This is a genomic window from Deinococcota bacterium, assembly GCA_030858465.1.
In the GTDB taxonomy this organism is placed as follows: Bacteria; Deinococcota; Deinococci; order Deinococcales; family Trueperaceae; genus JALZLY01.
Genome location: JALZLY010000124.1, coordinates 1 through 13,711, shown reverse-complemented (window position 1 = coordinate 13,711; position 13,711 = coordinate 1). Strand labels below are relative to the sequence as shown.

The following is a 13,711-nucleotide window of genomic DNA, read 5'->3' as shown; positions in this document are numbered from 1 at the left end:
TGGTTGAGGTCGATGCCGGTGTCGAGCACGGCGACGTCCACGTCGACGCGCAGGTCGTCGCTGCCGTTGATGTTCAGCTTGCCGTTGGTATCGGCGAAGATGCGCTGGACGCCGGTGGGGACGGTCTGCCCAGCGATGTGGGCAACCTGGTCCTGCTCGACGTACCTCACGCGCGGGTCGCGTTGCAATGCCTGGAGACGGCCCGCCGGAATCTCGGCGGCAAAGCCGAAGATGGCCGCGCCGTAGGCATACTTGGGCTGCACGCCGAGTCCGCGCGCGATCTCGGCGGCCCTGGCCTGGTTGGCGGCGTGACCGCCCGGCGCGAACCGAGGCTCGAGCACCACGATGTATTGCCCATCGACGGCGGTACTGCCGACATCTTCGGGAGTGGGCACCTGCTGGCTACAAGAGGCCAGCACAAGCGCCACCACGACCAAAACGGTTAATCGGTACGCCTTTGACATTTTTCCTTCGCCCTTTCCGGAGTGAGATCTTGCATGTGGAGTGCTGCTATGATGTAGAAACTTACTATACCGTGAAGCGTCTGCACATAAATGTAGGCTAGTACAGTCTTGCGCATCTGCCGCTCTGCTTGCCAAGGTAAGGTGTGGTGAGTTCTTGACAAAAAAAGCAAATTTCCGGCAGGACGAAATGCCCTAGCTCCCGTAAACCCTCTCCAGGCTGAACCATGGCTGGCAGGAGGATACTTTTGCAACCAAAGGGCTTGCCCATGCAAGTGCAACCAAAGGGCTTGCCCATGCAAGAGGCTTGCTCGTGAAGGTGTGGTGAGGGTTTTGTTACGTTCTCTTGTATAGGGTTGAACTGTAACACTTTTGGCTCGCGTTAAGTTTTCGTTTTAAGTTACGGTTAGCGAAGGAGGATATCGGACGTGAAAAAGCTATCGATCTTCATTGCCATGCTTGCGCTGGTTTTCAGCGTGGCGGTGGCCCAGCAGCAAACCCAGGAGGCTGCGCCCGAGGGTGAGCAGGCGATGGTGCGTTTTGTGCATTTGGCTCCAGATGCCCCCACTGTCGATGTTTCCATCACGGCTGATGGGGCAATGACGGCAGACCCTGCAACCGAAGACCCTGCAACCGAAGAGACCGAGGACCCTGCAACCGAAGAAGAACCCACGACCGAAGAGGATCCTGCAACCGAGGAAACCGAAGAGCCTACGACTGAAGAAGATCCTGCAACCGAAGAGGACCCTGCAACCGAGGAAACTGAAGAGCCTACGACTGAAGCTGCCGACGAAGAGACAAGCTTCAATGCCGTCTCGTTCAGGGATGTGAGCGACTATCAGTCCGTGCCCTCCGGCATGTTGAACATCGAGGTGACTGCCGAAGGCCAGCCGGTTCTCACGGCGATGCTCGAGCTCGAGCCGGGCCAGTACTATACCCTCATCGCGCTACGCGACGAGGAAGAGGCCGTGACAGCGACCATGACAGAAGAGGAAGAGCCGGTGACGGAAGAAGAGCCGGTGACGGAGGAAACGGAAGAAGTAACGGAAGAGACGGAAGAGACCGAAACGGAAGAGACGGCGCCGACGGAAGAGGCAGCGACCGCCTTGCGTATCCAAGTCTTTCTCGACGAGGTGACGACGCCTCCCGGTGAAAATGAAGCGCTCGTTCGGGTGGTCCACGCGCTTCCTGGAGCCGGCAGTGTCGATGTCGCGGCGGTTGACGGCGACGTAGTCGTAGAAGGCTTGAGCTATTCGCTCCTCAGCGAATACTTTGCCGTTCCCGAAGGAGTCAGCCTGGAAATCCGCGCGGCTGGCGCCGAAGGGGCCACCGAAACCCCTGCAACCGAAGACGCTGCGACTGAGGAAGCTGATACCGAAGACCAAGAAACCGAAGACCAAGAAACCGAAGCTCCTGCAGTGGTCGAAGAAGCCATTGTGGAAATTAGCACCGACGAGCTGCAGTCCGGCTCGATCTACACCATCTTCATCACTCAGGACGAGCAAGGACAGCCCGAAGCCTTGATCGTAGAAGACATGATCGAGACGGGGATGATGGAAGACGCTGCAGCAGGTGAAGGCGTAACCGGTGGTGAAGGCGTCACTGGCGGCGAAGGTGTGACCGGCGGTGAAGGTGCCACCGGCGGCGAGGGTGAAACCGGTGAAGGTGTAACCGGTGGTGAGGGTGCTACTGGTGGCGAAGGCGTAACCGGTGGCGAAGGTGCCACTGGCGGTGAAGGTGCCACTGGTGGCGAAGGTGTGACCGGTGGTGAAGGTGCCACTGGTGGCGAAGGCGTCACCGGTGGTGAGGGTGCTACTGGCGGTGAAGGCGCGACCGGAGGTGAGGGAGCGGGTAACTAAGCCGAGACAAGTCGAAAAGCCTTGGAGGCCCCTCGTACGAGGGGCCTTTGCTATGTCCTATGCTTCAGCTCTGTGCTTCTAGGTCGCCGAGCTTGACCACCGTGCCCTTTGCTCTGGCCTCTTCGGCGGCAAAGGCCATGAGGTGGCTCTCGGTGGAGGCGGCCAGCGAGCTGAGCGCCTCGGGAACCTCGAGCCCTGCTTTGACCATGTGCAGGCGCTCCAAAAAGGCCCGCATCAGGCCGTCGTCGCCGCCCGCGTGGTCCGGGCCTGCCGCCACCCGGATGAAGTCACTTTCGTTGTCCAAAAAGCCGCGCACCTCGATCTCGCCCTTGTCCAGGTGGCCACGTATCTCCCCCTGGCTGCCCATGAGCTTGAGCGTGCGGGTGTTCTCGCTGGTAAAGGCGGAGACGGTGAGCGTGGCGGTGACGGCACCCGCGAACTCGAGCGCTACCACCTGGTGGTCGGCCACGTCGTTGTCGCAGCGGTAGACGCAGCGGCCGTAGGGGCCGCTCCGCAAGGCCTTCAGCCGGCCCTCCGGGCTGGTGTCGGCGGTCATCGCGGAGACGGGCCAGCCGTGGTTCTCGGCGTGCTCTTCTAGGTAGAAGCGCACCGCGGAATAGGGGCAGCCGCGCTCGACGGCGCAGTCCAGACAGCGCTCACCGGCGCCCACGGGCGCGCTCTCGGCTTTAAAGTAGCCGAGGCCGCCAAAAGAGGCGACGCGCAAACAGGGCGCGCCGACGAGCCAGCGCAAGAGGTCGAGGTCGTGGCAGGCCTTGGCGAGGATCATCGGGCTCGCCGCCGACAGCTTCCGCCAGTTGCCGCGCACGAAGGAATGGGCGAAGTGCCAGTAGCCGACGTTCTCGAGGTGAAGGACCGTCATCAGCCGGCCGATGCGGCCCTCGTCCAGAAGGCGCTTGAGGGTCGCGAAAAAGGCGGTGTAGCGAAGCACGTGCGCGACCGTGACCGAGCCCCGGCTACAAGACGCCGCCCGGGCGAGCCTGAGCACCTCCTCACGCGTGGGCGCGATGGGCTTCTCGAGGAGAATGGGGTAGCCGAGCTCGAGCGCCCTCATGGCGGGCCCCAGGTGCAGCCGGTCGGGCGTGGCGATGATGACCGCGTCCGGGGCGGGAGCGGTTTCAAAGAGGTCTTCCCAGCTCGCGTAGAGGCGGTCAGGCGAGAGCCCGTGCAGGGCGGCCAGGCCCTTTCGCCGCGCCCCGTCGGGCTCGGCGATGAAGGCGAGGCGAGCGAGCTCCGGGTGACGGCGAAGGGAGTCGGCGTAGACGCGGCCGCCCCGGTTGCCCGCGCCGATCAGGGCGATCTCGAGGGGAGTGGCGGCCACGCTTCAGCCGTCTTTCGCCAGCACGGTCTCGAACTCCCGCGGCCTCATCTCGTCGCGGATAAAGTTGCGCGCCTGGTAGTTGCGCACGCCGTCCCAAGGGCTGGTCCGACCGGGAGCGTTCAGCAGGTCGTCGAAAGCAAAGACCCGGGGCTCGCTCTTGATCAGCCAGTGACGGGGTGCTGACATAAGAGAAGTATACGCAAGAGAAGTATACGCAAAGAAGCCTCAGTGCCCTGCCGGCGCCGGTGTCCTTACCCGCTTGGCGTCTTGGGGTATAGTCTCCCCGTGTACAAGATTCTGGTAACCGACACCATCCAGCTCGGGGACGCGGAGTATCTCGATGCCCACGTCGACTACCGCGAGGGCATCGCTCGAGACGAACTCCTCGAGATCGTCGGGGACTACGACGCCATCATCACCCGCAGCCGCACCCAAGTCGATGAGGCCCTGGTCAGGGCCGGCAAGAACCTCAAGGTGATCGGTCGGGGCGGGGTCGGGGTGGACAACATCGACATCGACGCGGCCAGCCGCCGGGGCCTGCTGGTCCTGAACGCGCCCGAGGCCAACAACATCTCGGCGGCCGAGCTGGCGGTCGCGCTCATGCTCTGTGCCGCGCGGGGCGTGAGCCGCTCGGACCGGCTCATCCGCCAGGGAGAGTGGGACCGCAAGTTCCTGGGCCGCGAGGTCAAGGGCGCCAAACTCGGTATCGTCGGCATCGGCCGCATCGGCTCCCTGGTGAGCCGCCGCGCCCAGGGCCTGGGCATGACGGTGATGGCCTACGACCCCTACATCACCCGGCACCGCAGCCTGGCGCTCAAGGTCGAGCTCTTCGACGAACTGGACGAGATGCTGAAAGTGGCCAACTTCCTCACCGTCCACACCCCGCTGACCGACGAGACGCGGGGCATGATCGGCGCGCGCGAGCTGGCGCTCCTGCCCGAGCACGCGGTGGTCGTCAACGCCGCGCGCGGCGGCATCATCGACGAGGAGGCGCTTCTGGGCGCTCTCGAGTCCGGCCATCTCTTCGCGGCCGGTTTGGACGTCTTCGTGCTCGAGCCGCCCTCGGCCGACCACCCCCTGCTTGAGCGCGACGACGTCGTCCTCACCGCCCACTTGGGCGCCAACACCGCCGAGGCGCAGGCTAGAGTCGGCTCGGAGATCTTGGAGCGCACCGTCCTCGCCCTGCGCGGCGACTACTCGAGGGGCGTCGTCAACGCGCCCGCGCTCTCGCCCGAAATAGCCGCGGCCCTGGGGCCGCACCTCAAGCTCGGCGAGGCGCTCGGCAGCCTGGCCGCTCAGCTCGTGCGCGGCCGGGTGAGGGAACTCCAAGTTGAGTTCGCGGGCACCTTTGCCGTCGACCCCGACCCCATCGCGGTGGCGGTGACCAAGGGCTTTTTGGAGCCCATCTTGGACGAGCCGCCCAACTACGTCAACGCCCCCTCGATCGCCAAGGAGCGCGACATAAGGATCTCCAAAGTGATGGCCGCGCGCGGCCGGGGCTACACCAGCCACGTCGAACTGCGTGTCATCACCTCCGAAGAGACCTTCAAGGTGGGCGGGACGGTGCTTGGCCATGACCCCCGCATCGTCAGCATCAACGACTACCCCATCGAGCTCAAGCCCGAGGGCGCCATGCTCATCTGCAGCAACTACGATCGCCCCGGCGCGGTCGGCAAGGTGGGCACGGTCTTAGGCAACGCCGGGGTGAACATCTCCGGCATGCAGCTGAGCCGCGCCCAAGAGGACGGCCTGGCGCTCTTCGCCCTGACCCTCGACCAGGTGCCGCCCGAGAGCGTCCTCGACATTCTCCGCAACATGACCGACGTGATCCGCACCTTGAGCATGGTGCGCTTCTAGTGTTTAGGCCCCGCCTCTACGCCCCCGGCCCGGTCGAGGTGCCGCCGCAGGTTTTGGCGGCGCTCGCCCGCCCGGTCGTGCACCACCGCACGGCGGCGTTCAAGGCGCTCCTGCTGGAGGCCCGCCGCAAGCTGGCCGAGGTGAGCTGCGTCCCCGGCGACGACGTGGTGATCCTCTCGGGCAGCGGCAGCGCCGCCCTCGAGGCCGGCCTGCTCGCCACCGTCCCCAGGGGCGCCAAGGTGCTGGCGGTGAACGCCGGCAAGTTCGGCGAGCGCTGGCTCAGGCTGGCGGAAACCTACGGCTACGAGGTCATCGAACTCAAGCTCGACTGGGGCCGCGCCGTCAAGGCCGAGGAGGTGGCGGCGGCGTTAGGGCCCGACGTGAAGGCGGTCCTGGCGACCCACTCCGAGACCTCGACGGGCGTCCTGCACGATATCGCGGCGCTGAGCAGCGCGGTCAAAGGGGAAACGCCCGACGCGCTCGTGCTCGTGGACTGCGTGACCAGCCTGGCGGCGGCGGAGCTGCGTCCCAGGGACTGGGGCCTGGACGGCGTCTTCTCGGGCAGCCAGAAGGGTCTGATGTGCCCGCCCGGCCTGGCCTTCGCCTGGCTCTCCGAGCGGGCCTGGGCGAGCAGCGATAACCTCAACTCGAGCTTCTACTTGGACCTGCGCAAGGAGCGCGAGAACCAGCAGCAGGGTCAGACCGCCTACACCCCGGCCGTCAGCCTCGTCTACGCCCTGGACGCCGCCCTCGACATGATTTTGGAGGAGGGTATCGAGGCCCTCTGGGCGCGCCGCGAGAGGCTCAACCGCGCGATTTTGGAGGCGGGCGAGGCCGTCGGCTGCCGCTCCTACGCCGAGCGCCCGAGCCCCGCCGTGGCCGCGCTCGCTTCTCCCAAAGGCGTCGCCGCGCCCGCTATCGTCAGGGGCTTCGCCGCGCGCGGCATGCATATCGCCGGGGGCCAGGACCAGGCTAAGCCCGTCCTCTTCCGACCGTCCTTGCTGGGCTACGCCGACCCCTATGACGCGGTGGCGGTGGCGGCGGCGCTCGAGGACGTGTTGCGCGACCTCGGCAGGGAGGTTCCCTACGGGCGAGCGGTGAGCAGGGCGCTCGAGGTCCTGAACGAGGTTCGCTAGGAACGTCGGCGGCCTCACAAGACTCGTGGCTCGAGGCTGGCTGGTGCTAAGATGCCATTCTTTGCTCGAGCAGACTTTCGTGTGCTATGCACTTTAACCAGGCGCTGAAAGGGACAGCGACTCGTTCACCTGCAAACGCAAAAAGGAGTTGGAGTATATTCCACACCGTATTCTGGTTCTAACGGAAGCTGTTGCTCGAGGTCAAGTTGACAAACGGGTCTTGCACTTTAGACAACCGTCGTCCGGCCAGAAGCACGACCAGTACAGTATTTGCACAACAACCAACGTCATCTTGCGATTCCTAGAAGGGCTTATGCGTGATGTCCTGGGTACTCAAAAACGCCGTTCTAGACGCAAGAGTTTGGCAGCAACAGAAAACGATAAAATCAGGCATGTCTTTCTTGCACGCTTTTCTCACGTTTGGGTTCCGGCATGAATGAAACAGCGGCCGTGCAGGCGCTCGCCCTCGAGCTGGCCCATGAAGCCCTCGAGGTCATGAACGACGTCAAGCGCAGCGGCCTGAAGACGCGGCAGAAGTCGGACGCCGCCGACCCCGTCACGCTGTCCGATACGCGCATCGAGGCGCTGGCACTGGCGCAGGTCGCGGCGGGCCAGGCCGAACTCTTCATCTCGGGCCGGCTGCAACCCTACGACAAGGCGGGCGGGCTCATGCTCATAGGGGAGGCTGGCGGCGACCCCGGCGCGGGGGCGCTCGAGGCTGCGCCGGTGCTCGCGGGAGCACCCGCCTTGGCGCGAGCGGCGATCGAGGCGCTTAGAGCCTTGTGACAACGGTTTGCAAACGCATCTTTATCAACCTATAATGTTGCTATGGTAACCTCTGCGCTGAGAGACACGAGACTTCAAGCGTTCAACCGAGTGCTCGCTGCCACCCCTGACGCCGTCGAAAGCGCCGTCTTGCACAACCAGCTCGTGGGGGAAACGTCGCTCGATGCGGTTTTGGGCAACCTCGCCGGGCTGCTGGGTATTGGCAAGGTAGACGCGCTCAACGTGCTCGGCGTCAGCCGTTCTCGCAAGAGCCGCAACCCGGTCATGAACGTCGCGTTGCTCGACCGTGCCTATAGCGCCCTTGACATCTACGCGCGGGTCGCCAGCCTGATAGGCACCGAGCATACCCCGAACTGGTTCCAAACCCCCAAGCAGACCCTAGACGGCGCACGTCCCATCGACCTCCTCGAGACGCGGGTGGGTCTGGCTAAGCTGACAGGCGTGGTCACCGCGCTTGAAGACGGCTCCTTTCTTTGACATAGCGTCTTTGACATAGCGGTGACCAGAAGCTACCGGCTGGCCTACACAGATTCGCTTCTGGCCGCGTTCAGGCCTCGTGGCGCACAGGCGCGCTGGAACAGTGAAGGGACCGTCATCGTTTACACGTCGGAGCATCCCGCGCTCGCCGCTCTTGAGATCCTGAACGGCTGGGAAGTTTACGCGAACCTCAGAGGTTACCATCTCTACCGCTGCACGTTCGAAACCGCACTGGTATGCGAGACGGCAACGAGTCTTGATATCCATGACAGAGCGGCTACCCGCACATACGGGGACGCGTGGGTCAGAAAGCGAGAGAGTGTGGCGCTAAAGGTACCTTCCGTGGCGGTAGCAGAGAGCAGCAACTATCTCTTCAATCCTAATCACCCCGACTTCTTAGCCAAAGTCAAGCTCGAGCACCTCGGTCCGTTCAGTTTTGACGAGCGCGTGGAGAGACTTGTGCAGAAGTCTAGCAACGCTGACGGTGGTGACGTGCCACGCTAACCCCAAAGCGTGCAGGCCGCCTCGACTCCTGGCTTCACTTTTGAACTCAACGCGTCGCACCCTCGGCGGGCAGGAGATAGATGCCCGCGGGCTTGAAGGTCAAGCGGACCTCGTCGCCCGGCCGCGCCTGCGACATGCCCTCGCCGGACATCACCGCCATCACCTCGCCGGCTGGGGTCTCGAAGAGAAAGTCCGTCGCCGAGCCCAAGTAGGCAGCGCTCCGCACCCTGGCCCCCAGCCCTTCGGCAGCGAACTGCACCGCCTCGGGCCTCACCATCACCGTGACCCTGCCGGGCGCCGTCTCCTGAACGTGGGCGAAGCGGTAGTCGCCGAGCGTGACCGCCGCGCCGTCGTAGTCACCCGCGAGAAAGTTGGCCGAGCCGATGAAGTCGGCGACGAAGCGGCTCCTTGGCGCCGCGTAGAGCTCGTGCGGCGTGCCGACCTGCTCGACGCGCCCGCCGTTCATGACCACGATGCGGTCGCTGATCGCCAGCGCTTCCTCCTGGTCGTGGGTGACGTAGACGCTGGTGATGCCGAGGCGCTGTTGCAACTGGCGGATCTCGTCGCGCACGCGCCGCCGCAGCTTGGCGTCCAAGTTGGACAGGGGCTCGTCGAAGAGGAGCACCTTGGGCTGCATGACGAGCGCTCGAGCGAGCGCCACGCGCTGCTGCTGACCGCCCGACAGCGCGCTCGGCGCCCGCGCCTCCAGACCCTGCAAGCCGACGAGCTCGAGCGCCTCGCCCACCCGGCGGTGCAGTTCCTCGGCGGGCCGGCGCGTCACCCGCAGGCCGTAGGCGACGTTCTCAAAGACGCTCATGTGCGGAAAGAGCGCGTAGGACTGAAAGACCATGGTCACGTCGCGCAGATAGGCGGGCTGGCGGGTCACGTCCTCGCGGTCGAGCAGGATCTGTCCCTCGTCGGGGCGCTCGAGTCCTGCTATCAGCCGCAGGGTGGTGGTCTTGCCGCAGCCCGACGGACCCAAGAGCGTGACCAGTTCGCCCGTCTCGATCGCCAAGTCCACATGGTCGACCGCCACGACTCCGCCGCCCCGGCGGCTCGAGGCGAAGCGTTTGACGAGCCCTCGCAGGGTGACGGGCGCGGCGGGGAGTTGTTGCAGGGTCGCTGGCGGGGTCGCTGGCAGGGTCATCGGCGGGGTCACTGGGCACCTCCAGTGTGCTTGGCGCCCAGGCGCTGCGCCAGAAAGAGGACGAGCAGGATGAGGCTGAGCATCGACACGATGAGGACCGTCCCCATCGCCGCGGCGCGGCCGAGCTGGCCCTGCTCGACCCAGCCGAGCAGCAAGACCGTGGCGAGCTGGTTGCCGGGGCTCACCAGGAAGATGACCTGGCTTACCGCGGTCATGGCGCTCACGAAGGCGAAGATCAAACCGGTCACCAGCGTGTTGGCGAGCAGCGGCAGGAGGATGCGCCTGAAGGTCACCAAGGAGCGCGCGCGCAGCATGGTGGAGGCTTCCTCGAGGCTGACGTCGAGTTGCGCGAGCCCGGCCGTCGCCGCGCGAATAGACACCGGCATGTTGCGAAAGACCAGGGCCAGGACGATGATCACCGCGCTGGCTGTGAGCAGCCAGGGGCCGGTGTTGAAGGCGAAGATGTAAGCCACCCCCATAACCGTGCCGGGCGTGGCGAAGGACAGCAAGGAGCCGAACTCGACGAAGCGCCTCCCGAAAAAGCGGTGCCGGACGACCAGGTAGGCGATCAGCCCGCCCAGGAGCATGGCGGGCACGGCGCTGATGGCGGCCACTCTAGCGGTGTAGAGCAGGACCGGCCAGCCCGCCCGCATGAAGTCCCGGTAGTGCTGGGTAGTGAAGGCGTAGTTGACGCCCCAGAGCTGCGTGAACGAGCCCACGATGATCGAGGCGTAAAGCGCCAAGACCAGGGCCGTCCAGACCGCAAAGACGGCCAGCAGGGCGGCCTCGAGCAGGGCCGGCAGGCGCGCGAAGGCGCCGGCGCTCGGCTTGCCGGTGACCGTGACGAAGGAGCCCGCGCCCAGCCACCAGCGCTGCGCGAAAAAGGCCAGCAGCACCAAGGCCAGCAAGACCACACCGTAAGCGGCCGCCTCGCTCGGGTTGTAACGGCCGGTCAAGGCCAAAAAGACCTCGGTAGCGAGAAAGTTGCGGTCGCCGCCCAGGATCAGCGGGTTGCCAAAGTCGGCCAAGGACTCGATCATGCTGAGCAAAAAGGCCGCGGTGAGGCCGGGGCGCAGGAGCGGCCAGGTGACGGTGCGCAGGAGGTGCCACCGTCCCGCGCCGAGCGTCTGCGCCGCCTCCTCCAAGGCCGGGTTCAAGGAGGCGAGCGAGCCGCGCAAGATGAGGTAGGCCACCGGCGTAAAGGCCAGGATCTGAGCCAAGGCCACGCCGGGAACGCCGTAGATGGCGTTCGAGGAGATATCGAAGACACCGTAGGTGATAAGACCCCGCCGCCCCAGGAGAAAGATCATCGCAAAGGCCAGGATGAAAGGCGGGGTGATGATCGGCAAGAGACCCATCACCCCGAGCGAGCGGCCCAGCGGCCGCCAGCGCGCCCGCTGCCCCAGAAGCGCGAAGGCCAGGCCCAGAAGCGTGCACGAGGGCGCCACGATCACCACGAGCAGCAGGCTCGTCGGCAGGGCGCCGCGGCCGTAAACCATCACCCCCGCGAGCCCGCCCAGGACCCCGCCGAGCAGCAGCTGAACCAGCACGCGGCCCAGCGACGCGCGCCTGAACGCCGCCAGTGTCCCCAGCAAGAGCGCGCCCAGCAGGCTGAACAGACCCGTCAGCCCGAGCTCATCGCGGGCGCTGCGAGGATTATCGAGAAAGAAAAAGAGCGGGTGGCTCAAGGTCGTCTGAAGCTGCGCCAGCGAGAGCCGTCCGTCGATGACGATGGCGCCGCGCAGGACAGTAAGGAGCGGGTAGACGATAAAGAGCACCACGAAGAGCGTCACGAAGAGGATGCTGACGGCGATAAAGGGATCGCCGTAGACCCGGCCGGACTCGCTGAGCCCGTAGCCCGTCGCGGTAAGCAGCGCGCCCAGCGAGACGAGCGCGCCCAAACCGAAGGGAATGGCGGTGACGACGAGCCAAGCGAGCCCCGCCACGAGGCCCAGCGCGGCAAAGAGCGCGACCAGGTCGCCGCGCTGCGCGGTCCTCAGCGGCAGAACGCTGACGAGCAGCGCGGCGAGCGCAAAGGCGAGCACCAGCCACAGCCAGGGGCTGCCGAGGTTCCAGGGCGCGTAGGCCGCGTCGAGCGGCAAGAAAGGGCGGCCGGGGCGGCCAAAGGGCAAGAGCAAGAAACCGGCTACGGCGAGCGCCGCCGGCAGCCAGGCGCCGCTGACGGCCGGGCCCCGGCGCGACCCCGGCGCGGCCAAGGCAAAGGCGCGCCTCATAAGCGAGAAAAGGAGGGGCTCACGAGAGGGCTCTCACAAGGGGCCTGATGACGCTTGGCGGCGGAGCGAGATCGCTCCGCCGCCTGACGCTGCGCAAGCCTAACGCGGCGTCGGAAAGATCTCGTTCGTCCAGCGCGCCACCAGGGCGTCGCGCACCTCGAGCGTGCCGAAGCGGTCAAAGTCGTAGTCGATCAGGTTGATGCTGTCCAAGTCCGGCGCCAGCGGCGAGACCGGGGTGCCCATGTTGGTCTGCACCTGGTAGGAGTCGCCCTGTTCGGCGGCGATGGCCTGCGCCTCGGGCGTCAGTGCCCACTCGATGAACGCTATGGCCGCCTCGCGGTTGGGCGCGCCCGCAAGGAGGCTGATGCCGCCGATCTCGTAGCCCGTGCCCTCCTCGGGGGCCAAGACGAGCAGCGGAAAGCCCTGTTGGGCGAACTTGACGCCGTCGTGCATGAACTGAATCGCCACGGCCACCTCGCCGCGGCCGGCGAGCTGCCCCGGCGCGCTGCCCGACGAGGTGTACTGGGCGATGTTCTGGTGGATGTCGGCCAGAAGCTCAAAGGCTTCATCCTCGCCGAAGATCTGCACTAGGGTGGCGATGATGGTGTAGCCCGTTCCCGAGGAGTTGGGGTCGGGCATGGCGATGAGGCCGCGATACTGCGGGTCGGCCAGGTCGCGCCAGCTCGTCGGCACCGTAAGCCCTTGCTCCTCGACGACCTGCTCGTTGACGACGAAGCCGAGCGCCCCGGCGTAGAGCGGAATGTACTCGTCGGCGACGGCCTCGCGCAGGCTGGGGAGGAGGTCCTCCCAAACCGAGGGCCGGTAGAACTCGGTGAGGCCCTCGCGGGCGGCGATCAGGTGCGGGTCGCCGGTGCCGCCGAACCACACGTCGAAGACCGGGTTGGCCGCCTCGGCGCGAATGCGAGCCAGCGCGTCTTGCGAGCTGACGCGAATGAACTCGAGCTCGCCGCCCGTCGCCTCGCCAAAGGCCGGGCCCAGCGCCTCGCACCAGGCCAGGTCGGGGCTGCAAAGGACGTTGACGCGCTGCGCCGAGGCCAGCCCGCCCAGAATAGTAACCGCCAGCAAGAAAACCAACCATCGCTTCATGTGTATCTCCCCTTTCGCGCGACCCTTCGCGCGTATGCCTGCGTGTCACTCCATCATAACACGCCGCCACGCGCAGAAACACCGCCCCCTAGAACTACCGCGCCCAGGTCAGCGCCAGGTCAGGCTAACCCCAGGTTATAGAGCGCCGCTTCGTCGCCGATCTCCTCGCCAATGTCCTCGAGCACCACGGCTTTGCGCGCGGCTCAGGCCGAGGGAGGGCGACCCTCCTCGGCCTGAGCATGTCGCTCGTCTTGAAACAAGGCATCTTCACCTCGCCGTCTCGCGGCCTTGGAGGTAGGCCATCACGTCCTTCGGCCTGTCCGTAGCGATGACGACGTTCTCTAAGGGAGCTACGATGTCCCAGAACCACGCGTCGTCAGGACTTGCCCAGAAACGCATGAGGTGGCCATGCGTTCTTCCCAGACGGTCGGCTTCAACCATCTGATCGACCAGATACTCGGAAACCTCTGTCTTCCCGTCCCGCATCAACTCGTTTGCCAATCTCCATGCACTTTGTCCCAGCTGGTCGCTCAGGTTCTCCAGGGTCAGGCCAGGATACTCGCCGGCATAGTCCCTGACGATCTCCTCCTTAGAAACGAGAAAATCGAAGAATTGCTCGATATCGCTGTAGGCCCGGAGGTTGCTGCTGATTATCGGCATTCGCCAGCGGTTATCGAGGTAGGCAGGCGACTCCCACACGGTAGGGTCGTAGATGTCGCCAAATCTTCCATCGGCGGTGGCGTTGAAGACCGGGTACTCACCGAGGACATCCTCATCTGGCTCGGCGTTGGTGAACACCGTCAC

General features: G+C 65.3%; 12 protein-coding genes and 1 pseudogene. 6 read left to right on the top strand and 7 right to left on the bottom strand.

Annotation, left to right across the window (positions count from 1 at the left end):
• Nucleotides 1-419: protease inhibitor I9 family protein (locus tag M3498_05930; GenBank protein ID MDQ3458821.1), on the bottom strand; the 419-nt coding region annotated here is incomplete at its 3' end.
• Nucleotides 420-889: 470 nt separating this feature from the next.
• Between M3498_05930 and M3498_05925 the strand changes: the two genes are divergently transcribed.
• Nucleotides 890-2,320, top strand: a complete 1,431-nt coding sequence (locus tag M3498_05925; GenBank protein ID MDQ3458820.1) for a DUF4397 domain-containing protein — start codon at nucleotides 890-892, stop codon at nucleotides 2,318-2,320.
• A gap of 64 nt (nucleotides 2,321-2,384) precedes the next feature.
• Here M3498_05925 and M3498_05920 read toward each other — a convergent pair whose 3' ends face one another.
• Together M3498_05920 and M3498_05915 are read right to left on the bottom strand one after the other, a co-directional pair.
• Nucleotides 2,385-3,659, bottom strand: a complete 1,275-nt coding sequence (locus M3498_05920) for a Gfo/Idh/MocA family oxidoreductase (GenBank protein ID MDQ3458819.1) — start codon at nucleotides 3,657-3,659, stop codon at nucleotides 2,385-2,387.
• An 18-nt stretch (nucleotides 3,660-3,677) separates the two neighbouring features.
• Nucleotides 3,678-3,845, bottom strand: a pseudogene (locus M3498_05915) (EVE domain-containing protein).
• A gap of 99 nt (nucleotides 3,846-3,944) precedes the next feature.
• Here M3498_05915 and serA point away from each other — a divergent pair.
• The 5 genes from serA to M3498_05890 all read left to right on the top strand — a co-directional run bounded on the left by serA (nucleotide 3,945) and on the right by M3498_05890 (nucleotide 8,419).
• Nucleotides 3,945-5,516 (top strand): phosphoglycerate dehydrogenase, encoded by a 1,572-nt coding sequence (gene serA / locus M3498_05910; GenBank protein MDQ3458818.1) that lies wholly within the window; start codon nucleotides 3,945-3,947, stop codon nucleotides 5,514-5,516.
• The gene (locus tag M3498_05905; protein MDQ3458817.1) at nucleotides 5,516-6,652 is read left to right on the top strand and encodes an alanine--glyoxylate aminotransferase family protein; all 1,137 of its coding nucleotides are present in this window, start codon (nucleotides 5,516-5,518) and stop codon (nucleotides 6,650-6,652) included. Before serA ends, M3498_05905 begins: the two co-directional genes overlap by 1 nt.
• A 432-nt stretch (nucleotides 6,653-7,084) precedes the next feature.
• Nucleotides 7,085-7,438 (top strand): hypothetical protein, encoded by a 354-nt coding sequence (locus M3498_05900; GenBank protein ID MDQ3458816.1) that lies wholly within the window; start codon nucleotides 7,085-7,087, stop codon nucleotides 7,436-7,438.
• Nucleotides 7,439-7,480: 42 nt separating this feature from the next.
• Nucleotides 7,481-7,915: an MbcA/ParS/Xre antitoxin family protein gene (locus tag M3498_05895; GenBank protein ID MDQ3458815.1), complete on the top strand. Its 435-nt coding sequence runs from the start codon at nucleotides 7,481-7,483 to the stop codon at nucleotides 7,913-7,915.
• Nucleotides 7,916-7,936: 21 nt separating this feature from the next.
• Nucleotides 7,937-8,419 carry an RES family NAD+ phosphorylase gene (locus M3498_05890; protein ID MDQ3458814.1) on the top strand — a complete coding sequence of 161 codons (483 nt, stop codon included), beginning with the start codon at nucleotides 7,937-7,939 and terminating at the stop codon, nucleotides 8,417-8,419.
• A gap of 46 nt (nucleotides 8,420-8,465) precedes the next feature.
• Here M3498_05890 and M3498_05885 read toward each other — a convergent pair whose 3' ends face one another.
• From M3498_05885 to M3498_05870, 4 genes are all read right to left on the bottom strand, one after another.
• The gene (locus M3498_05885) at nucleotides 8,466-9,578 is read right to left on the bottom strand and encodes an ABC transporter ATP-binding protein (GenBank protein ID MDQ3458813.1); all 1,113 of its coding nucleotides are present in this window, start codon (nucleotides 9,576-9,578) and stop codon (nucleotides 8,466-8,468) included.
• Nucleotides 9,575-11,800 (bottom strand): iron ABC transporter permease, encoded by a 2,226-nt coding sequence (locus M3498_05880; protein ID MDQ3458812.1) that lies wholly within the window; start codon nucleotides 11,798-11,800, stop codon nucleotides 9,575-9,577. The genes M3498_05885 and M3498_05880 overlap by 4 nt, the downstream gene beginning before the upstream one ends.
• Nucleotides 11,801-11,899: 99 nt before the next feature.
• Nucleotides 11,900-12,907, bottom strand: a complete 1,008-nt coding sequence (locus M3498_05875) for an ABC transporter substrate-binding protein (protein ID MDQ3458811.1) — start codon at nucleotides 12,905-12,907, stop codon at nucleotides 11,900-11,902.
• A gap of 267 nt (nucleotides 12,908-13,174) precedes the next feature.
• The coding region (locus tag M3498_05870) for a hypothetical protein (GenBank protein ID MDQ3458810.1) at nucleotides 13,175-13,711 on the bottom strand (537 nt) is incomplete at its 5' end.

Coding starts and splice junctions, on each gene's coding strand:
- M3498_05900 (MDQ3458816.1), top strand. CDS start 7,085: ATGAATGAAACAGCGGCCGTGCAGGCGCTCGCCCTCGAGCTGGCCCAT.
- M3498_05895 (MDQ3458815.1), top strand. CDS start 7,481: ATGGTAACCTCTGCGCTGAGAGACACGAGACTTCAAGCGTTCAACCGA.
- M3498_05875 (MDQ3458811.1), bottom strand. CDS start 12,907: ATGAAGCGATGGTTGGTTTTCTTGCTGGCGGTTACTATTCTGGGCGGG.
- M3498_05880 (MDQ3458812.1), bottom strand. CDS start 11,800: ATGAGGCGCGCCTTTGCCTTGGCCGCGCCGGGGTCGCGCCGGGGCCCG.